This is a genomic window from Haloplanus natans DSM 17983 (assembly GCF_000427685.1).
GTDB classification, from domain to species: domain Archaea; phylum Halobacteriota; class Halobacteria; order Halobacteriales; family Haloferacaceae; genus Haloplanus; species Haloplanus natans.
Genome location: NZ_KE386573.1, coordinates 119,294 through 142,171 on the forward strand (window position 1 = coordinate 119,294; position 22,878 = coordinate 142,171).

The 22,878-nt window shown below is 68.0% G+C and carries 24 protein-coding genes and 1 tRNA gene; 9 read left to right on the forward strand and 16 right to left on the reverse strand.

What is annotated here, in order from left to right; translation table 11 throughout:
- Positions 1-61 precede the first annotated feature (61 nt).
- Complete coding sequence (locus tag HALNA_RS02910; protein ID WP_049934897.1) at positions 62-1,267, forward strand: potassium channel family protein; 1,206 nt, start codon at positions 62-64, stop codon at positions 1,265-1,267.
- On the opposite strand, the gene ddh is transcribed toward HALNA_RS02910, so the two are convergent.
- Complete coding sequence (ddh, locus tag HALNA_RS02915) at positions 1,268-2,209, reverse strand: D-2-hydroxyacid dehydrogenase (RefSeq protein ID WP_049934898.1); 942 nt, start codon at positions 2,207-2,209, stop codon at positions 1,268-1,270.
- Positions 2,210-2,375: 166 nt separating this feature from the next.
- On the opposite strand from ddh, the gene HALNA_RS02920 reads away from it, so the two are divergent.
- The 3 genes from HALNA_RS02920 to HALNA_RS02930 all read left to right on the forward strand — a co-directional run bounded on the left by HALNA_RS02920 (position 2,376) and on the right by HALNA_RS02930 (position 4,653).
- On the forward strand, positions 2,376-3,989 hold the full coding sequence (locus HALNA_RS02920) for a thiamine pyrophosphate-requiring protein (protein WP_049934899.1): 1,614 nt from the start codon (positions 2,376-2,378) through the stop codon (positions 3,987-3,989).
- A gap of 104 nt (positions 3,990-4,093) precedes the next feature.
- Positions 4,094-4,330: a DUF2061 domain-containing protein gene (locus tag HALNA_RS02925; RefSeq protein ID WP_049937935.1), complete on the forward strand. Its 237-nt coding sequence runs from the start codon at positions 4,094-4,096 to the stop codon at positions 4,328-4,330.
- Positions 4,331-4,383: 53 nt separating this feature from the next.
- Positions 4,384-4,653: a hypothetical protein gene (locus HALNA_RS02930; protein WP_049934900.1), complete on the forward strand. Its 270-nt coding sequence runs from the start codon at positions 4,384-4,386 to the stop codon at positions 4,651-4,653.
- Positions 4,654-4,707: 54 nt separating this feature from the next.
- Here the strand turns inward: HALNA_RS02930 and HALNA_RS02935 are convergent, their stop codons facing one another.
- The 10 genes from HALNA_RS02935 to HALNA_RS02980 form a co-directional block, all read right to left on the reverse strand.
- Entirely contained in the window at positions 4,708-6,675 is a 1,968-nt protein-coding gene (locus HALNA_RS02935; RefSeq protein WP_049934901.1) for an aconitate hydratase, read from the reverse strand.
- A gap of 48 nt (positions 6,676-6,723) precedes the next feature.
- Positions 6,724-7,848, reverse strand: coding sequence for an ABC transporter permease (locus HALNA_RS02940; protein ID WP_245575984.1), 1,125 nt, complete (start codon positions 7,846-7,848; stop codon positions 6,724-6,726).
- The gene (locus tag HALNA_RS02945; RefSeq protein WP_049934902.1) at positions 7,845-8,540 is read right to left on the reverse strand and encodes an ABC transporter ATP-binding protein; all 696 of its coding nucleotides are present in this window, start codon (positions 8,538-8,540) and stop codon (positions 7,845-7,847) included. Before HALNA_RS02945 ends, HALNA_RS02940 begins: the two co-directional genes overlap by 4 nt.
- Positions 8,537-10,069: a COG1361 family protein gene (locus tag HALNA_RS02950; protein ID WP_049934903.1), complete on the reverse strand. Its 1,533-nt coding sequence runs from the start codon at positions 10,067-10,069 to the stop codon at positions 8,537-8,539. The genes HALNA_RS02945 and HALNA_RS02950 overlap by 4 nt, the downstream gene beginning before the upstream one ends.
- Before the next feature lie 211 nt (positions 10,070-10,280).
- Complete coding sequence (locus HALNA_RS02955; protein WP_049934904.1) at positions 10,281-10,823, reverse strand: NUDIX hydrolase; 543 nt, start codon at positions 10,821-10,823, stop codon at positions 10,281-10,283.
- A complete protein-coding gene (locus HALNA_RS02960) occupies positions 10,820-11,203 on the reverse strand; it encodes a hypothetical protein (RefSeq protein WP_049934905.1) in 384 nt (127 codons plus the stop codon). Before HALNA_RS02960 ends, HALNA_RS02955 begins: the two co-directional genes overlap by 4 nt.
- Before the next feature lie 38 nt (positions 11,204-11,241).
- On the reverse strand, positions 11,242-11,655 hold the full coding sequence (locus HALNA_RS02965; RefSeq protein WP_049934906.1) for a DUF5809 family protein: 414 nt from the start codon (positions 11,653-11,655) through the stop codon (positions 11,242-11,244).
- Between the two features lie 24 nt (positions 11,656-11,679).
- Positions 11,680-12,075 carry a DUF5810 domain-containing protein gene (locus tag HALNA_RS02970; RefSeq protein ID WP_049934907.1) on the reverse strand — a complete coding sequence of 132 codons (396 nt, stop codon included), beginning with the start codon at positions 12,073-12,075 and terminating at the stop codon, positions 11,680-11,682.
- Positions 12,076-12,101: 26 nt separating this feature from the next.
- The gene (gene rimI, locus HALNA_RS02975) at positions 12,102-12,623 is read right to left on the reverse strand and encodes a ribosomal protein S18-alanine N-acetyltransferase (RefSeq protein ID WP_049934908.1); all 522 of its coding nucleotides are present in this window, start codon (positions 12,621-12,623) and stop codon (positions 12,102-12,104) included.
- A gap of 41 nt (positions 12,624-12,664) precedes the next feature.
- Positions 12,665-13,843 (reverse strand): sensor histidine kinase, encoded by a 1,179-nt coding sequence (locus HALNA_RS02980; protein ID WP_049934909.1) that lies wholly within the window; start codon positions 13,841-13,843, stop codon positions 12,665-12,667.
- A 125-nt stretch (positions 13,844-13,968) separates the two neighbouring features.
- Between HALNA_RS02980 and HALNA_RS02985 the strand changes: the two genes are divergently transcribed.
- The gene (locus tag HALNA_RS02985; protein ID WP_049934910.1) at positions 13,969-14,547 is read left to right on the forward strand and encodes a hypothetical protein; all 579 of its coding nucleotides are present in this window, start codon (positions 13,969-13,971) and stop codon (positions 14,545-14,547) included.
- A gap of 6 nt (positions 14,548-14,553) precedes the next feature.
- Here HALNA_RS02985 and HALNA_RS02990 read toward each other — a convergent pair whose 3' ends face one another.
- Positions 14,554-16,530 (reverse strand): aconitate hydratase, encoded by a 1,977-nt coding sequence (locus tag HALNA_RS02990; RefSeq protein WP_049934911.1) that lies wholly within the window; start codon positions 16,528-16,530, stop codon positions 14,554-14,556.
- Positions 16,531-16,678: 148 nt separating this feature from the next.
- On the opposite strand from HALNA_RS02990, the gene HALNA_RS02995 reads away from it, so the two are divergent.
- Both HALNA_RS02995 and HALNA_RS03000 read left to right on the forward strand, forming a co-directional pair.
- The gene (locus HALNA_RS02995; RefSeq protein WP_049934912.1) at positions 16,679-17,152 is read left to right on the forward strand and encodes a deoxyuridine 5'-triphosphate nucleotidohydrolase; all 474 of its coding nucleotides are present in this window, start codon (positions 16,679-16,681) and stop codon (positions 17,150-17,152) included.
- 61 nt (positions 17,153-17,213) lie between these two features.
- Positions 17,214-17,777, forward strand: a complete 564-nt coding sequence (locus HALNA_RS03000; protein ID WP_049934913.1) for a hypothetical protein — start codon at positions 17,214-17,216, stop codon at positions 17,775-17,777.
- A gap of 250 nt (positions 17,778-18,027) precedes the next feature.
- On the opposite strand, the gene HALNA_RS03005 is transcribed toward HALNA_RS03000, so the two are convergent.
- The 3 genes from HALNA_RS03005 to HALNA_RS03015 all read right to left on the reverse strand — a co-directional run bounded on the left by HALNA_RS03005 (position 18,028) and on the right by HALNA_RS03015 (position 19,997).
- Positions 18,028-18,138 (reverse strand) — tRNA-Lys (locus tag HALNA_RS03005).
- 300 nt (positions 18,139-18,438) lie between these two features.
- Complete coding sequence (locus HALNA_RS03010; RefSeq protein WP_049934914.1) at positions 18,439-19,110, reverse strand: DUF7119 family protein; 672 nt, start codon at positions 19,108-19,110, stop codon at positions 18,439-18,441.
- A 71-nt stretch (positions 19,111-19,181) separates the two neighbouring features.
- Positions 19,182-19,997, reverse strand: a complete 816-nt coding sequence (locus tag HALNA_RS03015) for a hypothetical protein (RefSeq protein WP_049934915.1) — start codon at positions 19,995-19,997, stop codon at positions 19,182-19,184.
- Between the two features lie 165 nt (positions 19,998-20,162).
- Here HALNA_RS03015 and HALNA_RS03020 point away from each other — a divergent pair, with 165 nt between their 5' ends.
- Both HALNA_RS03020 and HALNA_RS03025 read left to right on the forward strand, forming a co-directional pair.
- Positions 20,163-20,852, forward strand: a complete 690-nt coding sequence (locus HALNA_RS03020) for a lipoate--protein ligase family protein (RefSeq protein ID WP_049934916.1) — start codon at positions 20,163-20,165, stop codon at positions 20,850-20,852.
- 24 nt (positions 20,853-20,876) lie between these two features.
- Positions 20,877-22,178, forward strand: coding sequence for a dihydroorotase (locus HALNA_RS03025; protein WP_049934917.1), 1,302 nt, complete (start codon positions 20,877-20,879; stop codon positions 22,176-22,178).
- 3 nt (positions 22,179-22,181) lie between these two features.
- On the opposite strand, the gene HALNA_RS03030 is transcribed toward HALNA_RS03025, so the two are convergent.
- On the reverse strand, positions 22,182-22,781 hold the full coding sequence (locus tag HALNA_RS03030; protein ID WP_084509875.1) for a DUF5806 family protein: 600 nt from the start codon (positions 22,779-22,781) through the stop codon (positions 22,182-22,184).
- Between the last annotated feature and the right edge of the window lie 97 nt (positions 22,782-22,878).

Here is a 22,878-nt window from a genome sequence, read left to right on the forward strand (position 1 = left end):
CGTTCTTGCGTTCCCGACCGACCGGGCGACGTTTTATCCGCTCGGCCGACGGAGGGAGGATATGGACCCTGGGGACGTGGAGTACGAGCCGATAAGCGTCAAGGCCGTCCTCGTCGAGATGAAGGACACGGCCGAACTCCTCATCGACCTCTCGTACTCGGCGGTCCTCCACGGGAGCGACGAGGTGGCCGGCGAGGTGCTCGAACTCGAAGAGCGGATGGACGTGTTGCAGATGCAGGCGCGGATGAGTCTCCTGATGGCGGCCCGGAGTCCCGAGGACGCGGAGGGGTTGGCGCCGGTGCTCGGCGTCGTCGGCGCCGCCGAAAAGATCAGCGACGCCGCGGGCGACATCGCCAAGGTCGTACTGGAGGATATCGGCGTCCCCGAGGCGATGCGGACGGCGATTCCCGAGGCAGTCGAGACGGTGGTGCGGGCACAGGTCGTCCCGGACGCCGACTACCTCGGCGCGTCACTCGGCGACCTCAACCTCGAGACGGAGACGGGTGTCCGCGTCATCGCTATCCGCCGGGCGGGCGAGTGGATCGTCAACCCCGACCGGGAGACCACGTTCGAGGCCGGCGACGTGGTCTTGCTCCGGGGGACGGAGACGGCGCTGTCGGCGGTGTACGAAACCGTCACCGGCGAGGCGTACGACCCGCCGGCTCCCGTCGAATCCTCGATCGACGATCTGGAACGCGCCGTCGACTCCATCGTCCTCATGAAAAACATGAGCGAACTCGCGGTCGATCTGGCCTACGGGGCGGTGTTGTTCGACAGCGAGGGGGTCGCCGAGGAGGTGGTGGAACTCGAAGCCGAGGTGGACGCCCTCAAATCCCGGTTCGAGGCGTGGGTGTTGCGCGCCGCGTCGCGGGTCGAAGACCCCATCTCCCTCCGGGGCCTGGTCCATCTCGCGAGCGCGACGGAGGTGATCAGCGACGCCGCCTTGGAGATCAGCGAGGGGGTCCTCCGGGGACTCGACACCCATCCGGTCGTCGCCGCGGCCGTCGAGGAGTCCGACGAGGTGATCGTTCGGGTGACCGTCGGCGGCGGGAGCCGACTGGCGGACGCCTCTCTCGGCGACCTGCAGGTAAAAACGGAGACGGGGATGCGCGTGATCGCGGTGCGGCGTGGCGACGGCGACTGGGTCATCTCGCCCGGCCCGGAGACGACGGTCCGAGACGGCGACGTCCTCATCGCGAAGGGGACCCGCGCCGGCGCGACCCGCCTCGCGGAGCTCGCGGGCGCGGACGATCCGGTCGACTCGTAGCTACGCGACGCGGTTGCGCAGCGTTTCGCCGGCCTGGTACTGCTCGAAGATCTCCGTCACCAGTTCCGCGATGTCGAGGTGGTAGCGGTTGGTCGCGGAGCCGCGGTGGGGCGAGATGATGACCTCCTCGAAGTCCCAGAGCGGCGAGTCCTCGGGGAGGGGTTCGGTCTCGAACACGTCGAGGCCGGCGCCCGCAATCTCGCTGGCGTCGAGGGCGTCGATCAGGGCGTCCTCGTCGACGATGGGGCCGCGCGCGACGTTGACGAGGTAGGCGTCCTCGCGCATCAGTTCGAGTTCGGCCGTGGAGATCATCCCCTCCGTCTCGGGGGTGTGGGGAACGGCCACGACGACGAAGCGCGCCCCGTCGATGGCCTCGTGGAGGTCGTCGGGGTGGTAGAGTTCGGAGACGCCGGGGACGGGGTCGTCGGAGCGGCGGACGCCGACCACGTCCATCCCGAGGGCGTCGGCGCGTTCGGCGATCCCCCGGCCGAGTGTGCCGAGGCCGATGACACAGAGCCGCTCGTTCTCGACGGTGAAAGGGCGGTCGTACTCGGGTTCCGCGAGCCAGTCGTGGTCGTTCTGGTGGTCGCGGTAGATGTGGAGCATCCGCGCCAGCGACACCATGTAGCCGATGGCGAGTTCGCCGACGGTCGTGTCGTGGATGCCCGTGCTGTTGGTCAGGGGGACGCCTTCGGCCTCGTAGGCGTCGGTGTCGAACTCGTCGTACCCCGCGCGGATACAGTGGGTCCAGCCGGCGTCGAGAAAGGCCTCACGGGGACGGAACGACGCGACGGCGTCCGTCCGATCGAACGATTCGTCGTCGCCGACGACTTCGACCGGCACGTCCAGATCGGCGAACGCGTCGGCGAACGCCTCGATCGGGATTTTCTCGTCGACCGTCTCGTGGATGCAGAGCCGTTCGAGTTGGGGCCTGTCGGACATGTCTCCGACATCCGGACTCTGCGTATTCAAGGTTTCGTCAGATGACGACTGTCCACTAGCTAACTGTCCTCATGATTTCGACGATTGACGATCGCGCATTAGGTATATGTCCTTATCTTTAATAAAAATTAACTTTACAATCCCGGAGATAATGCAGTGAAGTAGGATGAACGTAACAGATGCCATCGCGGAAATCTTGGCCGAAGAAGGTGTAAACCATCTGATTGGATTCCCGAGCAACCCGCTGTTCGACGACAACGCCGCGGCGGAGGCCGGTATTCGGCCCATCGTCGTTCGACAGGAACGGACCGGCGCGCACATACTCGACGGCATCGCCCGGATCACCTCCGGCGATCAAGTGGAGGCGTTCGCGTGTCAACACGGCCCGGGGACGGAGAACTCCGTCGGCGGCATCGCGCAGGCGTACGCCGAGTCGGCGCCCATCGTCGCGCTCCCGGCGGGCTACTCCCGTGCGAAGACGAACACCGACCCCAAGTTCAGTTCGCTCATCAACTACCAGGCGGTCACGAAGACGACGGAGCAGTTGACCGACCCCGACGCGACCGAGGAGACGATCCGGCGCGCGTTCCAGGCCGCCCGTAACGGCCGCCAGCGTCCCGGACTCGTCGAGATTCCGAAAGACGTCTTCTACGAGGAGGCCGGCGACATCGACTACGAGCCCACCACGTCGACGCGCTCGGGTCCGGACCCACACGCCGTCTCGGAGGCCGCCGACGCCCTCCTCGACGCCAACCTGCCGGTCATCAACGCGGGACAGGGCGTCCACTACGCGAAGGCGTGGGAGCCGCTGCAGGAACTCGCGGAACTGCTCGAAGCCCCGGTCGCCACCACGCTCAACGGCAAGAGCGCGTTCCCCGAGGACCACCCGCTCGCGCTCGGCGCGGGCTCGAAGAGCGAACCCCGCCAGCTCAACCACTTCATCAACGAGGCCGACGTGTTCTTCGGCATCGGCTGTTCGTTCACCAAGACGGCGTACGGCATCACGCCGCCGACGGACAACACCCTCATCCACTCGACGAACGACCCCGGCGACGTCGACAAGGACGTGAAATCGGACATCGCGGTCATCGGCGACGCTAAACTCACGCTCGAAGCCCTCGTCGACGAGATCGAGACCCGCGTCGGCGACGACGCCGACTTCGGCCGGTACGACGAGGTCACGTCCGAGATCGCCGAGATCGAGGCGGCGTGGCTCGACGACTGGGCGGACGTGCTCGAATCCGACGAGACGCCGATCAACCCCTACCGCGTCGTCAAGGAACTCGACGAAACCCTCGACAAGGACGAGGTCGTCGCCACCGCCGACGCCGGCAACGCCCGTGACTTCATGGCACCCTTCTTCGAGGTCACCGAACCCCTCTCCTATCTCGGATGGGGGAAGACGACCCAGCTCGGCTACGGCCTCGGCCTCATGATGGGCGCGAAACTCGCCGAACCCGAGAAGACCTGCGTCCACGTCATGGGCGACGGCGCCATCGGTATGACTGGCATGGACTTCGAGACGGCCGTCCGCGAGGACATCCCCATTATCGCCGTCGTGCTCAACAACTTCGAGATGGCGAGCTACGACACGCCGTTTTCCGGCCACTACGCCGACTTCGCCGAATCCATGGGTGGCTACGGCGAGCGGATCGAGGACCCGGAGAACATCTCCGACGCCATCGAGCGCGCCGTCCGCAAAAACGAGGAGGGGACGCCGGTCCTGCTGGAGTTCCTCACCGCCAAGTACACGAAGCTCTCGCGTCCCGATCTCGACTAGCGCGGACCGATATCGCGGCCGCGAAACAACCGTTCGACGTTTCTCCCCCGACATAATGTAACTGATACTAGTTACTTATGTGGCTGGCGGCCCGAACGTTCGCCATGCCACCGAGCGCCGTGACCGGTTCGCCACGGCAGCCGCGTTCGCGCGCCCTCGTCAAGACACTCGGCTACCGGCTGCTGATGATCGTCGTCACCGTCGTCGTCGCGTGGCTCGTTCTCGGTGACCTGCGCGACGCGGCGAGCATCGGCATCGTCGCCAACGCCGTCAAAACGGGGACGTACTACGCTTACGAGCGATTCTGGGACCGGATCGCGTGGGGGCTGTCGGAGCCGTGACTGCTACACGCTCGTGGGAAACGCTAACGAACGTCCAGCACGTATAGGCGCCCATGGCCTTCGAAATCGGCTTCCTCGTCGGGTCGCTCGCACTGCTCGGCGTCGTCCTCTACATCACGCGGATTCGGGGCCCGTCGCTTCCCCACGAGGCGATGGTCGAGGGGGCGAGCGAGGGCGAACGCGCCGACGCCGGGCAGCACGCCGGTCCGGCCGGGCCGCGAGCGCCGACGGTCGAAGCGTGCGAACTCTGCGGCGAGAACCCCGCCACGGAGTCGGTCAACGAGATGGCTGTCTGTGCCCAGTGTAACGACGACCTGTTGTGACGTGCCGGTCGCGCGACCGGCCGGAGCCCGGGATCGACAGTCGTCACGCCGCGTTCAGACCTCTTCTCCGACGCTGTCGCCGAACTGCTGGCGGGTGTGCGGGAGTTTCCCGCCGGCCGCGAGGAGTTCCCGCTGTCGCCCGTTGGCGTCGAGGTGGGCCTCGGCTTCCCACTCGTCGTCGACGCGGATCGTGACCGTCTCTTGGCCGCTCTCGACCGCGTCGACCGCGTCATCGACGATTTCGATCCCGTCGCCCTGTTCGATGCGGTCGTAGGTTTCGGCGTCGATGGTCAGCGGCAGGAGGCCGAAGTTGATGAGGTTGGACTTGTGGATGCGCGCAAAGGACTGTGCGAGGACGCCGTGGATACCGAGATACATCGGACAGAGCGCGGCGTGTTCACGGGAGGAGCCCTGGCCGTAGTTCTCGCCCGCGACGAGGAAGCCCCCGTCGGCTTCGGCCGCCCGCCGGGCGAAGGTTTCGTCGACCCGCTTGAGCGTGAACTCCGATAGCTTGGGGACGTTCGACCGGTAGACCGACACTTCCTGGGTCGCCGGAATCACGTGGTCGGTCGTGATGTTGTCGGGCATTTTCAGAAGCGCCGGGCCGGCGAGGGAGGCGCCAAGCGGGTCTTTCAGCGGCACCTCGTCGATGTTCGGCCCCTTGACGAGGCCGTCGTCGACCGCCTCGTCGGGCATGATGATGTCCGACTCGCTGGCGCCGATGTAGCGGTCGGGGTACTCGAAGCCCGGCGCCGCCAGGTCGTCGAGTTCGTCGGCCAGGTCGCGGGGGTCGGTGATCTCGCCGGTCAGCGCCGTCGCCGCCGCCACCTCGGGCGAACAGAGATAGACCGCGTCGTCTTCCATCCCCGACCGCCCCTCGAAGTTGCGGTTGAAGGTGCGCACGCTCACCGACTCGCTGGCGGGGACGTGGCCCGCGCCGATGCAGGCGCCACACGTCGCCTCGGAGATGTTGACGCCGGCGGCCATCAACTCGGCGGTGAGGCCGTTTCGCGCGGCCATCTCCGCGGCCTGTTTCGACCCCGGCGCGACGATTGTCTCCGTTCGCTTCGCCACCTCGCGGTCCCGAAGCATCTTCGCCACCGGGAGGATATCTTCGTAGGCGCCGTTGGTACAGGAGCCGACGAGCACCTGATCCGTCTCGATGCCCGCCACCTCGCGGACCGGCACCACGTTGTCGGGCATCGACGGGCAGGCGATGAGGGGTTCGATCTCCGAGAGGTCGACGACGATTTCGTCGTCGTACTCCGCGTCGGGATCGGGTTGCACCTCGACGTAATCCTCCGGCCGCCCGAGTCGCTCGAAGAACTCCTTCGTCCGCTCGTCGGTGGGGAAAACCGAGGTGGTCGCGCCGAGTTCCGTCCCCATGTTGGTGACGACGGTGCGTTCGTGCGCCGAGAGGCTCTCGACGCCGGGGCCGGTGTACTCGAATACCTTGCCGACGCCCTCCTTGACCGAGAACCGCCGCAGGAGTTCGAGGATCACGTCCTTCGCGGTCGACCACTCGGGGAGTTCGCCCTCCAGTCGGACGTTCACGACTTCGGGCACGTCGAGGTAGAAGGGGGCACCGCCCATCGCGGTGGCCACGTCGAGGCCGCCGGTACCGATGCCGAGACAGCCCAGGCCGCCGGCGGTGGGGGTGTGTGAGTCGGCGCCGATGAGCGTCTTGCCCGGCGCCGTGAAGTTCTCCTTGTGGACCTGGTGGAGGATACCGGTCCCCGGCCGCGCGAAGTAGGCGCCGTACGTGCCCGCCGCCGACCGGAGAAATCGGTGGTCGTCGGAGACTTTGAAATCGGGCTGGTAGGTCTGGTGGTCGCAGTGCTGGCCGGCCACCTCGACCTGTACCTCGTCGAGGCCGAGCGCCTCGAACTGGAGCCACGCCATCGTCCCCGTCAGGTCGTGAGCGATGGTCTGATCCACCGCGATGCCGACCTCCGACCCCGTTTCGACCTCGCCGTCGACGAGATGATCCGCCAGAATCTTCTCCGTGAGAGTCCGTCCCATAACTACCGGGGCTTGCGCACTGGCTTACATAATCGTTTCCCACCGATGCTACCCCCGCAGCACCTCGACGGGGTTCGCCGTCGACGCCTTCCACGCGGGGTAGATCCCGCTGAGCGTGCTCGCGAGGACGGCGAAGCCGAATCCGAGCGCCAGGAACTCGAGATTGCGGGGCTGGAAGACGAGCATCGGCTGGCCGTTGAGTTGGCCGTTGACGGCCCAGCCGATCACGGTCGAGAGGGCAACGCCGACCGCTCCTCCGAGGACACCGAGGAGGGCGGCCTCCGCGACGATCATCCGCATCACCTCCCGCCGTCGGATGCCGACCGCCCGAAACACCCCGATTTCGGCGCGTCGCTCGACGACGCTCATCAACATGACGTTCAGGATGCTGACGCCGGCGACGACCAGCGAGATCGAGCCGACGCCGAGGAGTGCGGCGTTGAGTGTCGCGAAGAAGCCGCTGACGCTCTCCTGGATGTCCGCAGGGGTAAACGTGCCCACGACCTCCTCGCGCTCGTTCAGTTCGGCCGGAATCTCCTCGGCCAGTCGCTGTGCCTCCTCGCCGTCCGCGGCGACGACGGTCACCTGATCGTAGCCGTCCTGATCGACGTCGTCGAGCGGGATGACGACCGAGACGCCCTGCCCGAACCCACCGGGTTCGTCCAGGATGGCGATGATGCGGTACGAACGGCCGCCGATGGAGACGGTCTGTCCGAGTTCCACTCCGAGTTCCGCCGCGATGTCGGCGTTGAGCAGGGCGCCGCTCCGCATCGGCGACGGAACGGTTCCCTCGGCGACGTCGTAGAGCGCATCGGGGCGGGACACCGCTTGGACGGTCACTCGTCGGCGCTCCGACCGGGAGGCGACCGCCATCGTCTCGGTGCGCTGGGGGGCGACCACGGCGCCGGTGGCCACCCGCTCGATCGAGTCGACCTGCTGATCGGTGATGACGTTGTCCTCGTTTTCGTCGCCGGGGAACACCGTCACGGTGTTCGAGAGCCCGCCAAGTTCCTGGGTCGCGCCGTACTGGAGCGCCGTCCCCGTGATCCCGATCGCGGCGATGGCGACGACGCCGATGACGATACCCAGAGTCGCCAGCCCGGTCCGAAGCCGGTTTCGCTGGAGGTTGAGCCACGCCATCCGTAGCGCCGGCGCGTCGAGGGGATCGATCACTGGATCACCCCGTCGATTAGCTCGACCGTGCGGTCGGTGAACTCCGTCACCAGTTCGTCGTGGGTGACCGCCACCACGCCCACCTCCTCCTCGACGCTGATGCGCTCGAACTCCTCGAGGATGCGACGGCCGGTGTCGCGGTCCAGGTTCCCGGTCGGCTCGTCCGCGAGCACGAGGCGGGGCTCGTTCACCAGCGCCCGGGCGATGGCGACGCGCTGGCGCTGGCCACCGGAGAGTTGGTCCGGTCGGTGGTCGAGTCGATCACCGAGTCCCACCCGCTCCAGCAACTCTCGGGCCCGGCCCGTCCGATCCCCCGAGACGAACATCGTGGGGACGAGGACGTTCTCGACGGCGGTCAGCATGGGAACGAGGTGAAACGACTGGAAGACGAAGCCGATGGTCCGCCGACGCGCCATCGTTCGTGCCTCGTCGTCGTGGTCGGTCACGTCCTCGTCGTCGAGACGCACCGTTCCCGAGGTGGGCACGTCGAGGAGACCGAGGAGGTTGAGGAGCGTGCTCTTCCCGGAGCCGCTGGGTCCGATGACGGCGACCATCTCGCCCGGCTCGACGGCGAAATCGACGTGGGAGAGGGCGGCGATCGTTTCGCCGCCGCTTCGGTACTCCTTGCCCACATCGTCGAGTTCGGCCACCGGGTCGACGCCGGCCACGGCGCCTCCGTCCGGATCGCTCATCCCTCCTCCTCGCCGCGGCGTTGCCACCAGTAGATCACCCCGCCACCTACGGCGACGACGGCGGCGAGGCGGAGCAGAATGCCGAGCACGTCGATACTCCCGAGTCCGAGGAAGCCGCCCCCACCGCTGCCGGGTGGACCGTCCGGCCCGTCGCCTCCGGTCGCCCCGGCCGGGACGCCCCCGACGTCGTTGATCGTCACGTCGACGACTCTGGAGTACTGCTCGCCGTCCGCGATGTAACTGACCCGAACCGGCACCGTGTCCGTCCGGTTGCCCGCCAGGCGTGCCGTCAGTTCGAACGAGGTGAACTCGCCCGCCGGGACGTTCCCGACGAAGTAGTCCTTCGCGGGCGACACCGGCGTCACGCGCTCGGTTCCGACGACGCTGACGACGGCGCCGGTCACGGCCGTCTCGCCGGTGTTCGAGGCGCTGCCGGCGAGCCGGATCGAGCCGCCGGTCGGGATCACCTCGATCCCGGTCAGCGCAATCCGCCCGTCGGTCGTCGGTGCGAAGTCGACGGTCGTCACCGTCTCCCGGCGCTCGCCGGTGGCCTCGTACACCGCCCGCAGGGTGACGAGCCCGGCCGGGAGGCTCGACTCGCTGATCGAGACGCTCCGCGTCGACTCCGTCCGCACGTCCTCGACGAGTTTGCGAGCCACCGTCTCGCCGCCCGATTCGGCGCGCAACCGGACCTCCTCCAGCGGGACGTTGCCGAAGTTGGTGAGCGAGGCGTCGATTCGGGCCGTGCCGTTCTCTCGTACCACCTCCGCGTCGAGTTCGGCGTCGACGTTGGGCGGCTCGATGTCGAACGTTCGTGATTCGGTGACCGTCTTCCGGTCACCGTCGGCGTCGCGGTATTCGAGCGTCGCTGCGAGCGGGTGCCGGCCGGGACCGTCGAAAGTCACGTCGTACTCGACCCGTCGCTCGCTGCCGGCAGCGAGCGACGCGTTCACGCGGGTGGTGTCGTCGACGGTGGCGTTCGGCCCAGAGAGCGTCAGCCGGAGGTTGGAGACGTTGGTATCGGCCCCGTTGGCGGCGGTGACGGTAACCCGGCTCTCCGTCGACGGGCTATCGGTCGGCGTCTTCAGCGACAGTTGTACGTCGCCGTCACCCTCGTTGACCGACACCGTCACCGGATACTGGATGTTGAAGACGCCGCCCTCGGCGCTCTGTCCGTAGACGTAAAGCGTGAGGTCCTTCCGCCCCGGCGTCTCGAAGTCGGTCGTCAGCGGCACGTTGGCCGTGCCGCCGGCTCCGAGCGTCCCCAGATCCTCGGTGGTCGCGATCCTGTCGATGCCCGACCGAAGCGAGACCTGTGTGATCTCTGCGGACGCGGCGCTGCTCTCGAAGTTTTTGATCGTCGCGGTGATGGTTACGTCCTCGCCGACGTTCGGCGCTGACGGCTCGACCGTGACCGACTGGACGATAACCTGACTCTGGGCCGTCGCGACGCCGGCACCGAGCGTGACGGCGCTCGCGGCGAGGACGGCGACGAGCGCGAGCGCGACGGCGGCGGACCGATCAGTCATGGCGTTGCCACCGCGGACCGATCGGCTGGGGAGAGGGCTCGCGGGCGGTTCGAGCGGGGAGGAACATCGGGGACCATCACCGGTCGGTCCGTTCCGATCGGACTTAGATTGTGTGGTGTCATCGTCGGCGTCCCCGGACGCCCCGGCGCAGTCCCGCAACGACTCTCATCGGTCGGTGACGGGCCGTTACCGTGGCTGTTCACTGCTTTGCTTACAACAGCCCTTCCTCGTGCGCGAGCAGGATGCCCTCGATCGTGGCGTCGTTGGTCGGCGGGGTCCGGGCCACGTCGAGTGCCTCCGAGACGGGGACCGTCCGGACCGTCAGGAACTCGTTCGAGTCGAGTTCCCGCGCCCCGGGCGTCAACCCCTCGGCGAAGACGATGCCGCGACGGTGACGCAACAGCCCGGTACAGGTCGGAAACTCCTGGAGCAGCGCCGTCGAGTCGGGGGCAAAGCCCGTCTCCTCCTCGAGTTCCCGCGCCGCGGCCGTCGTGAACGACTCGCCGTCCTCGACGATGCCCGCCGGGAGTTCGAGCTGTGTCTCCCGTATCGTCGGCCGAAACTGCTCGACGAAGAGCACCCGGTCGTCGACGACGGCCACTACCACCGCCGCGGGTGGCAACTCCGCCCAGTAGTAGCGTTTCGTCGAGCCGTCGGGCTGTTCGACCAGGTCGTAGCCGCCGGTGTACCAGCCGGTTTCGTACGCCGTCACCGACTCGATCACCGGCCAGTCGTGGTCTCGTGGGTCGGTCATCCGCGCGTCACCGCCACGACGTACCGCTCGTCGCCGTGAGTCACGAGGACTCCGCTCTCGCGCCGGGCGTCGGGATTCCGGGCGATCAGCCCGTCACGCTCGTCGAACGGCGAGTGGGCGAACGACTCTTTCAGACCGAGCGGTCCCCGCCGGTAGGGCTCGGACCGTCCCGATTCCGATTCGATGGCCGCAGTGAGATACGGGTAGCGACGCTCGGAGAGGTTCGTGACGTTCACCGTCGGGCCGTCCGCCTCGGTGGGCGTGGCCGTCAGGTAGTACGGCTCGCCGGTCCCCAGGAGGGAGGGAAGGGCGCCGAGAGCGAGGAGGGCGAGACAGACGAGCGCGAACCCGAGGAGCGCGCGGCGGGTGATCGGTCGCACGGGGGCCGTTGGCGCGGCCGGCTCAAACGCCTTTCGCCCTACAGTTCGTCGCGGTAGAGCCGTCCGAACGCCCCCCGGCGACACGTCGCGACCGCCGCGTCGCGTTCCTCCTGGAACGTTGCGGCGACGGCGGCGTCCGCGAAGCGGGCGACGTGCCAGACGACGTGGTCGACTGCCTCGCTGCCGAGGAGGGTCACGTCGGCGTCGGCGTCGGCGCGCCAGTCCTCGAACGTTTCACGGTCCCCAACGTGGACGACGAGCAACGAGGCGAAGAGGGCGTCACGGGCCGTCTCCACCACGTCGCTCGTCACGCGGTCGTGGTACTCCTCGCGGTCGAACTCCATCGCCGTCGCCGTCTCGCGAACGACCGTCTGCGCCGCCGGGCCGACCGACTCGTAGGCCTCGCGGGCGTCCGCGAGCGTCTCGGGGTCGAACACGCCTTCGGTCTCCATACGTTGCCTCCTGCCGGCGGCGGCTTAGGAGTTGGTATCGTCGTCGTCGCCGTCCGCGTCGAGCATCGCCTGCGTCATCTCGCGGGCCTCCGCGAGGACGCGCCGAACGTCGCCGTCGGCGGTGTCGGTCGGCCGTCGTCCGTGCGCGTGATTGTGGTCGCCGGCCGCCCCCTCCGGCACCTCGCCGGCCGCCCCCTCCGGCACCCGCTCCTCGAACATCTCGTCGTAGTCGGCGTCCTTGGCGTACTCGACGACGACCGGCGCCAGTTCGTCGACGCCCGCCTCGCCCCACCCCGGCGCGTGTTCGTCCAGCCACGTCTCGTGGGCGTCGCCGTGGAGCATGGCGGTGAAAGCGAGGTGGTTCGCGAGGTGGTCGGCGTCGCGCTGGGGCGTCGCACAGACCGGGCAGGCGTATCCCATGGTCGGCACACGGGGCCTGAGAGGTATTAGGGTTCGGCCTCGCCGTCGCCGTCACGCCACTCGGCCACGCCCAGTACCATCACGAGGGCGTCCTCGCCGTCCCGGTAGTACCGTGGGACGCGCCGGGCGGTTTCGAAGCCAACGTCGCGGTACAGCGTTCGGGCGGCGTCGTTGCTCTCGCGCACCTCCAGTTTCACTACCTCCGCGCCGTCGACTTCGAGGGTGACGAGCGAACGGACGAGCAACGACCGGCCGATGCCGCGATGGCGGGCCGCGTCGGCGACGGCGAGGTCCTTCACGTGTCCGATGTCGCGCCCGAAGTTGGGCGTCACGTCGCCGACGACGTAGCCGACCACTGCGTCCGGCCCGTCGTGTTCCACGCTCGACTCCACCGCGACCAGAAACCCCGGTTCGTCGAGAAACCGCTCGAAGGCCGTGTAGGGCCACGGCTGATCGAAGGCAGCGCGTTCGATGTCGACGATCGATCCTAGATCCGACTGCTCGGCGCCGCGGATGGTCACGCCGGCTGGCGTCGTGGGAGCGGCCACGCGAGACGGTACGACCGACGGCAGCAAAATACCTCGGACGGTCAGGGCGCGGTCCGCTCGGGGGCGCGGGGCGATACGGTCTCCGCGTCCGTTCTGGGCGGTCGATCGGTGGCGCTCGCCGATTCGAGCCGTAGCCGGAACACGGTGCCGTCGGGGCCGGTGGTTTCGAGGCGTAACCGTCCGCCGTACAGTTCGACGAGATGCTGGCTCAAAAACAGGCCGTAGCCGTGATCGCCGGATTCCGGGGGGTCGAACAGCGTCGCCCGCGCCGCGTCGGGGATACCCGGTCCGTCGTCACACACTCGGACGACGACGATGTCGTCGTCGGCCCGGATGCCGATCCGGACGGTCGGGTCGTCGCAGTGCAGGGTCGCGTTCTCGACGAGGTTGACGAACACCCGGTCGAGCAGGTCGCCGGCGGCAGCGTACACCGGACCGGACGCGTCCACGGTCACCGTCGCGCGCCCCTCGTCGACGTTCACCCGCTCGGCCGTCGCCTCGGCGATGGCGGTCACGTCCGTCGGCTGGATGCGCAGGTTCTCGCCGTCGGCGTTCATGATCGCCCGGATCGAGGAGACGAACGTCCCCACCTCGCTACTCGACCGGCCGATGATCCGCGCCCACTCGTTGGCTTCCCCGTTCGTCCGTGCCGCCAGCAGGTCGGCGTAGCCGTCGATCTTGTTGATCTCGTTGAGCACCTCGTGGCGGAGATACTGGTTCAGATACTCCAGGCGCTGTTGCTCGTGTTTCCGGCGACGCGCCTCGACGGCCGCCCGTTCCTGTGCCCGACCGCGGTTGATCGACCGGGCTTCGACGACGCCCGTCACGGTACCCATCGACGCACCGAACCCGGTCGCCATCAACAGCAACAGCAGGTGTTCGCCCCGGTCGTACTGTGGCTCGAGGACGAACAGGGCCGTCGCCACGGCGATCAGAAAGAGTACGGCGACCCCGACAACCCAGACGACGACCCGGTAGTGGAGCGCCCGCTCCACGTCGGACTCCGACATCCAGACGAGGGAGCCAAAGAGGACGACGAGCGGCACGCCCAACAGGACGACTTCGAGGTAGCCGTCCACCTCCGCGTCCGCGATTTCCCGGGCGTCGTTGTAATGATAGAAAAAGAGCAGGTACGCACTCAGAAAGCCCGTCCACAGCACCCACATCCCGACACGTCCCGGATCGCGTCGCAGCCACCGACCGGGGAAGCGAGCACTCATCGGGGTGACCGAGTCGGCGGCCGGTAAAGAACTCTCGTATGTGCTCTATATACCGCTCCCGTGCTGGTCTCTCGATTGATACTCGGGGAGTGAGGTTTTAGTTCGGAGTTGCGAAGCGACGACTAATGGCTGCACAGCGAGCGGAACGGGGCGCGCGCGGTATCGATCCGCTCCACGTGGTCGGCGTCGGCGTACTGAGCGGGCTGTTGTTCACCGTTGGCCTTCTGGTCGCCGAGGCGCCGGGCGAGTTGGCCCTGGACGTGGATCTGAAGCCGTTCTTTCTCCCCTACCTCCTGATCGCGGTCGTCCGATACGGCTTCCTGACGCTCTCGGCGGGCCTGGGCGCCGCGATCGGTGAAGGGGCCCTCGATGTCGCGGAGGGCTACGAACTCGACGATCCCGTCGGCTTCATCGGCTACGTCGTCGGGTTCACGCTTTTCGGCTGGTATCTCCATCGCGTCGCTAACGATCCGACCGCGCGGCGCGCACAGACCGTCGCCGCGATCCTCGGCGCGTTCGGACAGGCCGTCTTCGAGGGGCTGGCGTTTCTGGTGTTCGCGACCGATGCCAGTCCGCTCGATGCCGGCGCGAGCGTCGTGGGCAATACGGTCACACACGGCGTGGTACTCGGCGCGATTCCGCTCGTCGTCCTGTACCCGTGGCTCGAACCGCTAGTTGAAAAAGAATCGGGCGAGAGCGACTGAGTGCGGTCAGTCGTCGGCGGGCGTCGCGCCGCCGGCACCCTCTTCGTACTGCTGTTTCGTGAGGGTGAGTTTGCCGCCGGCCGCGAGGATTTCACGCTCGCGTTCGGAGGCGTCGAACTGGGCGGTCGCCTCCCAGTCGTCGTTGACGCGGATGGTGAACTCCTCCGCGCCCGACGCCACCGCGTCGGCCACGTCGTCGACGACCTCGATGTGGTCGCCCTGTTCGATGCGGTCGTAGGTCGCCTCGTCGATGGTCAGGGGTAGGAGGCCGAAGTTGAACAGGTTCGCCTTGTGGATGCGGGCGAAAGACTGCGCGAGGACGGCCTCGACGCCGAGATACATCGGACACATCGCCGCGTGTTCGCGGGAGGAGCCCTGGCCGTAGTTCTCGCCGGCCACGAGGATGCCGTGATCGGAGGCCCTGGCGCGCTCCGCGAACGTCTCGTCGACACGCGAGAGCGTGAACTCCGAGAGTTTGTCGATGTTCGAGCGGAACTTGAGGATGTCCGAGGTGGCGGGGATGATGTGATCGGTGGTGATGTTGTCCTCCATCTTGAGGAGGGTCTCGCCGCCGATGTCGGCCCCGAGCGGGTCCTTCAGCGGCACGTCACCGATGTTCGGACCCTTGATAAGGTCGTCGTCGACCGCCTCGTCGGGTTCGATGATGTCGGCTTTCGAGCCGTCGTACTGGTCCGGGAGTTCGACGCCGGGTGACTCCAGATCGCCGAGTTCCTCGGCCAGATCGCGCGGATCGACGATTTCGCCGGCCAACGCCGCCGCTGCGGCCACCTGTGGCGAACAGAGGTAGACCGAGTCGTTCTCGATGCCCGACCGACCCTCGAAGTTCCGATTGAAAGTCCGGAGGGAGACGGAGTCGGAGGCGGGGACGTGGCCGATGCCGATACAGGGGCCACACGTCGCTTCGGAGACGTTGACGCCGGCGGCCATCATCTCGGCCGTCCAGCCCTCGCGGGCGAGGAGTTCGCCGGCCTGCTTCGAGCCGGGGGCGACGATCATCTCGAGGTCCTTCTTGATTTCGCGACCCTTGAGCATCTTCGCGGCGGGGAGGATGTCCTCGTAGCCGCCGTTGGTACAGGAGCCGACGATGACCTGCTCCACGTCGGTGCCGGCAACATCGCGGACCGGCACCACGTTGTCGGGCATCGACGGACAGGAGATGAGCGGTTCGAGTTCCGAGAGGTCGACGACGATTTCGTCGGCGTACTCCGCGTCCTCGTCCGCCGAGAGTTCGACGTACTCGTCGCCGCGGCCCTGGCGTTCGAGGTACTCTTTCGTGTGCTCGTCGGTGGGGAAGATGGAGGTGGTCGCGCCGAGTTCCGTCCCCATGTTCGTGATCGTCGTTCGCTCGGGCACCGAGAGGCTCTCCACGCCGGGGCCGGTGTACTCGAACACTTTGCCGACGCCGCCCTTGACCGAGAGGCGACGCAGCATCTCGAGGATGAGGTCCTTCGCGGACGCCCAGTCGGGGAGTTCGCCCTCCAGTCGGACGTTCACGACTTCGGGCATCTCGACGAAGTAGGGGCCGCCGCCCATCGCGACGGCCACGTCGAGGCCACCGGCGCCGATGGCGAGTTCGCCGAGGCCGCCGGGCGTCGGCGTGTGGGAGTCCGACCCGAGCATCGTCTTGCCGGGGGCGGCGAAGTTCTCCTTGTGGACGTTGTGGCAGATGCCGTTGCCCGGGCGGGAGAAGTACGCGCCGTAGGTTCCCGCGGCCGACCGCAGGAACCGGTGGTCGTCGGTGTTTTTAAAGTCGAACTGATACGTCTGGTGATCACAGTACTGCGCGGCGAGTTCCGTCTGCACTTCGTCGAGTTCGAGCGCCTCGAACTGCAGCCAGACCATCGTGCCGGTGGTGTCCTGTGTGAGTACCTGGTCGATCTCGATCCCGATCTCCTCGCCGGGTTCGAGATCCCCCTCGACGAGGTGGTCGTCGAGGATCTTCTCCGTGAGCGTCTGTCCCATAACGTCCGGCCATCGACCGCCGACGGATATAAATCCCGCGTTGAAGCGCGTTAACTCCTCCCGCGGCGGTTTTCACTACGAACGTACCCCGCTTCGACACACGCCGAACGACCGCCACGGTTTTGTCCCGTCTCGGCGACCCCCCGGTATGTTTCGCGCCGGTTCGTTCGTCGCCGATCACGTCTCGCCCGTCGCGCCCGAACAGGTCCAGCCAAACGGCGTCGACCTGACCGTCGACGCCATCTTCGAGACACGAGAGCGTGGACGCATCGGCCGCGACGGCAAGCGGATCGGCGACCGGGCGACGCTCGATCCCGATCCCGACGCCGGTGCCTACGTCCTTCCCGCCGGTGGCTACGTCGCCCAGTACGGGGAGACGATCCGGATCCCCGAGGGCCACGTCGGCTTCGTCTACCCCCGCTCGTCGCTCATGCGAAACGGCTGTATGCTCCACACGGCCGTCTGGGACGCGGGCTACGAGGGCCGCGGCGAGGGGTTGCTCGCCGTCCACCGCGACGTGGAGATCGAACCCGGCGCCCGGATCGCCCAACTCGTCTTCGCCGAGGCGAACCACGACGGCACCTACGACGGCAGCTACCAGGGCGAGCGAATAGACGATTAACCCCCGATTAGCCGCCGATACGCACCGATTACTCAAGGCACTCGGCGGCGAGGACTCCTCCGTGTCACCTCGCCGACCGCGCCCGCCCCGGGCGGTACTCGAACGGCTCGTTGCCCAGTTCCCCCCACGGCTCCGGGACCGTACCCTCGACGCCCCGCCGTCGGATGCGACCGCCGTCCCGCCGCCACGATCCGCCATCGTCGAGGTGGCGTGCTGGGCGCCGGTGGCCGGTCCGGACGGTCCGTCGGCCGACCCCGAGCCGCGGACGACGCTCCTTGCGGACCCCGCGGCGCCGGGTGGAACGGACGCCCCTGTCTCGCACACGCTCGTCCTCGAAGTCGACGCGCCGACGCGCTCCGTCGCCGTTGATTACCGCTCGCTCGACTCCTCGGTAGTGGCGGCACACGGCGTCCGCGTGCGGACCGACGACGGCAACCCCGTCCCCGTCAGCGAGACGCGTACCGACGGCGGCGCGTTCGTCGTGACGCTCGCCGAACCACGGACCGACGGCGCGCTGTTCGTCGAGTACGACGTGACCCGGAATCCGAGCGGCGGTCGCCACACCGTCGGCGTCGTCGTCGACGGCGAACGCGAGACCGAGGCGCGGTTGGTGGTGGTCGGGTAGGGACCCGTCGGTCGCCGGAACACGGACCGGGAGGGAGTTGAACCACGCGACTGCATCGCTACCGCTTGGCGGTCTCTCATTCAACACCCTCGTAACCGCTTCGCTCGTCACGTTCGTTCCTCGCAGAAGCGGGCCGGGAGGGAGTTGAACCACGGTCGGACGTGCTCGCTTCGCTGTGCTCGACCTCTCTGGTTCGACTCCTTCCTGCCGGTTCCCTCACCGCCTCGTTGTCACTCGGCGGTTCAGTGCACGGGCCGGGAGGGAGTTGAACCCCCGACCGTCTGGTCACTTCCGCACCCGCCCGTTCGACCGAGCGACCACGTTAAAAGCCAGACGCTCTGCCTGACTGAGCTACCGGCCCCGAATTGACGAATGTGAGCAGGGGTATAAACGCTTACGATGAGCCGTTATTCGATCGACGAGAGTCAGCAATCGATCCCGAACTTCTCTGCTCATACTGCCGGCTGTAAGTCAATCAAGATATTCGCCATCCTGGGATGGCGAATATCTTGAAACAGTTACAGCCGACAGCATCAGTTGATGTTTGGCGACCGCTTCGCTGAGTTGGCCTCTCCCTCTTTTCGATGGTCTGGTGCACTCATATCGAGTTCGTATCGAACTGTACCGATAAAACCGGAGATATGGCCGACGGAACCGATCCTCACAGCTCCAGATACTCGTCCAGCGCGTCCGCGACCAGCCCGTCGGGGTCGCGGTTCTCGACCGACGCCCGGCGCCGAAGCTCGATGTACTGATCCGGCGGGAGGGTCACGCCGAGGCGGCCGAACGTGAGGTCACGCTCCGACAGCGCGCTCTCGACGTCGGTGCCGTTGCCGACTTCGCTGGCGAGGCGGCGAATCTCACGGACGGTAAGGTCGTGTTCGAGCGTCGCCCACGCCAGCGCGTAGCGGTCGTCGCCGGCGACGCGCGCGATGTGTTTCGCGGCGGTCGGGGCGATGGTGCCGCGCGCGACGTGCCGACGGATGGCCCGCGGCAGGTCGTGGACCCGCGCCCACTTCCGGATGAAGGCGACGGAGACGTCGCCGCCGGCGCGTTCCGCGGCCGTCTTATAGGAGCCGACGCCCCGAACCAGCGCGGCACACGCCGCCGCCCCGCGTAACATGTAGACGTGGTCCTCGGAGCCGACGGTGTTCTCGGCGAAAGAGCGCACGGTGTCGGCGGCGAGCTGGACGCTCTCGGGGTCGTCGGGGTCGAAGCCGACGGCCTCGGTCGCCCGCTCGCCAGTCACCGCCGGGTCGGCCCGGACGACGGGCGCGCCGACCGGCGACTCGCGGTCGGCGGGGCGGTCCGGGACGTCCGGATCCTCGCTCATCGCCCCCTCCTTGGAGAAGGGGATTCAAAAGCCCCCGGTGGGTGTGTGCGGTCGCCACCGGACTAAACAGTTCACTCGGAGGACACCGACACAGTAACGCGATCCCCGACCGCGAAGTCGTGGTCCGGATGGACCAGTTTCGCGCCGAAGTCGGCGTCGCGGGCGACGAACAGCGACAGCCCGGTGATCGACGCCCCGTTCGCCGAGAGCGATACGTCGTCCCACGTCACGTGACGCCCGTCGGCGACGCCGGCGCGCGCGCCGACGACCGACACCGGCCCGTCGGCGCCCGGTAGGACGCCCCCGCCGTCGTAGTGGGGGTAGCCCCCGTCGAGGACGACGCCCCGACCGCCGGCCAGCCCCGCCCACGTCCCCGGCTTCGGATGCACCGGCTCGTCGAGGACGACGTACGTCTCGCCGGCCTCGCGAACGACGCCGGTACCGTCCCAGTCCAGCGGTCGCACGTCGATGTCGATGTCGACGGGGAGCGACCCCGCGGCCCGGTAGGGGTTCGCGCCCGGCTCGCGAAAGCCCAGGTGGACGTGGTTGTCGACCCACGGGGCAAAGAAGCCCGACCGGACCATCTCGCCCAGCGAGTCGCCGACAACGACGGTGTCCCCGGGGATGACGGCCGGATCGACGTGGAGGATTCGCGCGATATGCTCGCCGGTGTCGACCAGGACGAGGTGATCCTCGGGAACGGCGTAGGGTCGCGACGGCGCGCCCACGGTGCGGGTGTCGAGCACCTCGCCGGCGACGGGCGAGATGCCGCGGTTGCTCTCCGGATAGAGGTCGATGGCACACCCCCGGTCGTGGGCGGGGTACGGGGAGTTGTAGCGGGAGAACCGTCGGTAGTGGTCGAGCGTCGACGCCGGAACCGTGACCATACCGGGAGTTGGGCCGGGTGGGCTTATATAGTGGCGCTTGTAAGTCATCTCACATCTGATCCCACGCAGTCTGGCGATCAGGTGTGCAAACAGTTCCAAACGCTACTATACTGACGGTCGTGAGCGTGGGGTGTGCCTATACGTCTCGACGCCCTCCACCGGACTATGCGTGTCCTCAGGGGCCGGGTGGAGACGGTGGCGGCCGACCGGGAGCGAACCCGCGCGATGCTCGACCGGACGGCGGAGACGGGCGAGCCGGCGGTGCGGGTGTGGACGCCACATCGCCAGGTGGCGTTCGGCCGCCGTGACGCGGCGGAGCCGGGCTACGACCGCGCCGCCGATGCCGCTCGCGAACGCGGCTTCGAAGCGGTCGAGCGGTCGGTCGGCGGGCGGGCCGTCGCCTACACGGGCTCGACCGTCGCCTTCGCCCACACGGTGCCCGTCGAGGGCCACCGGACCGGCCTCGACGACCGCTACGACGCAGCGACCGAACGACTCCGGCGGGCGCTCGCGGCCCTCGGCGTCGACGCCACACCCGGCGAACCGCCCGAATCCTTCTGTCCGGGGAGTCACTCGTTGCAGTGTGACGGGAAGGTCGTCGGCGTCGCCCAGCGGGTGCGGACCGACGCCGCGCTGGTCGCCGGCTGTGTCGTCGTCGCCGACCGCGACGGCCTCGCGGGCGTTCTGGCGGCGGTGTACGACGCCCTCGACCACCCCTTCGACCCCGAGAGCGTCGGGAGCGTCGCGGCGGCGGGCGGGCCGAGCGATCCGGCGTCGGTGATCTCGGCGGTCGAACGGGAACTCGTCGGCGACGAGCCGACGACCATCCACCGGCTCGGAAACGGGGGAACTTAGGACGGTACGGGCGAACGGAAAGACATGCTCGTACGGAACGCGACCCTTCCCGACGGTCGCGTGCGCGACGTTCGCATCGAGGGAGAGCGCATCGAGGCGGTCGGCACCGGTCTGGAGTCGGGGAGTGAGGTCGTCGACGCCGCCGACCGACTCCTCCTCCCCGGCGCCGTCGACGCCCACGTCCACTTCCGGGAGCCCGGCGCCCCGCACAAGGAGACGTGGCGAACCGGCTCCCGGAGCGCCGCCGCGGGCGGCGTCACGACCGTCGTCGACCAGCCCAACACCGACCCGCCGACGACGACCGGCGCCGCCTACGACCAGAAGGAACTCTGCGCCCGGCACTCGCTGGTGGATTACGGCATCAACGGCGGCGTCACGCCCGACTGGGACCCCGAGACGCTGTTCGACCGCCCCCTCTTCGCACTCGGGGAGGTCTTTCTCGCCGACTCCACGGGCGAGATGGGTATCGACGGCGACCTGTTCGAGGACGCGGTCCACCGGGCGAGCGAGGCGGGCGTCCCCGTCACCGTCCACGCCGAGGACGCGACGCTGTTCGACGAGCACGCGCGCGACCGAGCGGGCGAGGGGACGGGTCGGGAGGCGAACGCCGACGCCTGGAGCGCCTACCGCGCTGCCGAGGCCGAAATCGCCGCCGTCGAGCGCGCCGTCGAGATCGGCGTCGGCGCCGGCGCACGCCTCCACATCGCCCACACCAGCACGCCCGAGGCGGTCGATATCGTCGCCGACGCGCCCGACACTGTGACCTGCGAGGTGTCGCCGCATCACTGCCTGCTCTCGCGCGACGACCTCGCCGATCTCGGCACGCTCGGACGAATGAACCCGCCGCTCCGGAGCGAGCGGCGCCGGGAAGCGCTCTACGATCGCGTGGTCCGTGGCCGGGTCGACATGCTCGCTACGGACCACGCCCCGCACACGCGCGAGGAGAAGGACGCGACGCTGCTTTCGGCCCCGAGCGGCGTTCCCGGCGTCGAGACGTTGGTGCCGCTCCTCCTTGCCGAGACGCTTTCGGGGCCGCTGACGGTCGAACGCGTCAGGGACCTGACGGCGGCGAACCCGGCGTCGACGTTCGACCTGCCGCGGAAAGGCCGGATCGAGGCCGGGATGGACGCCGATCTGGCGCTGTACGACCTCGATCGGGTGCGACCGATCAGGGGGAACCGACTCCACTCGAAATGTGGGTGGACGCCGTTCGAGGGGCGGACGGGCGTCTTCCCGGAGTGGACGCTGCGACGCGGCGAGCGCGTCTACGACGGGACGATGGATACGTTCGGCTCGGCGAACGGCGAGAACGTGCGGTCGGCATAGGCGCTACAGGTCGTCCCGGAGCGTCTGGCTCGACTCGCGCACCTCGCGCATCACCTCGGAGACCCGATCCTCGGCGTCGAGTTCCTCGGCGACCGAGAGGTCGACCCCCTCGACTTCCAACAGGAACTTCGCCACCTCGGTCACCTCGTACATCATCTCGTCCAGCTCTTCGGCGGTGAAGAAGCCGGACATGGCGCCGTAGAGGAAGGTGGCACCGGCTTTCTGGACTTTCTCCTCGAAGCTCGCCCGCGCCTGGTTGACCGCCTGTGGCGAGTAGGTGTCGGTCATGAAGGGGACGAGTTCGGGCAGGTTCTCGCCGATTTTCGTCATCTCGACCCCGGTCTCGGTGCGGAAGTCGACACAGAGGCGGGCGATGGCCCACTCGCGGGCGGTGACGTACGTCCGGTCCCGGAGGAAGTCGTTGACACGGTCGTACTGGGCGCCGTCCATCTTCTTGAAGCGTTCGTACTTGTGCACGTCGGAGGGCACGGCGTCGCCGTCGGCGTCGGTCGGGGGCGACGGCGAGGTTCCGGTCGCCGACGACCCGGTGGAGGCGGCCGCGGGGTCGTCGTCGGGTCCGTCAGCCTGCGAGTCGTCGCTCATACGCCGGAGTTCCGCGCGGCGGTGGAAAAGGGTTCCGTCGGTGTCTGCCGGCCGTCAGACGGCGTGGCGCGTACCTTTTTCACTCGCGCCCCCGAGC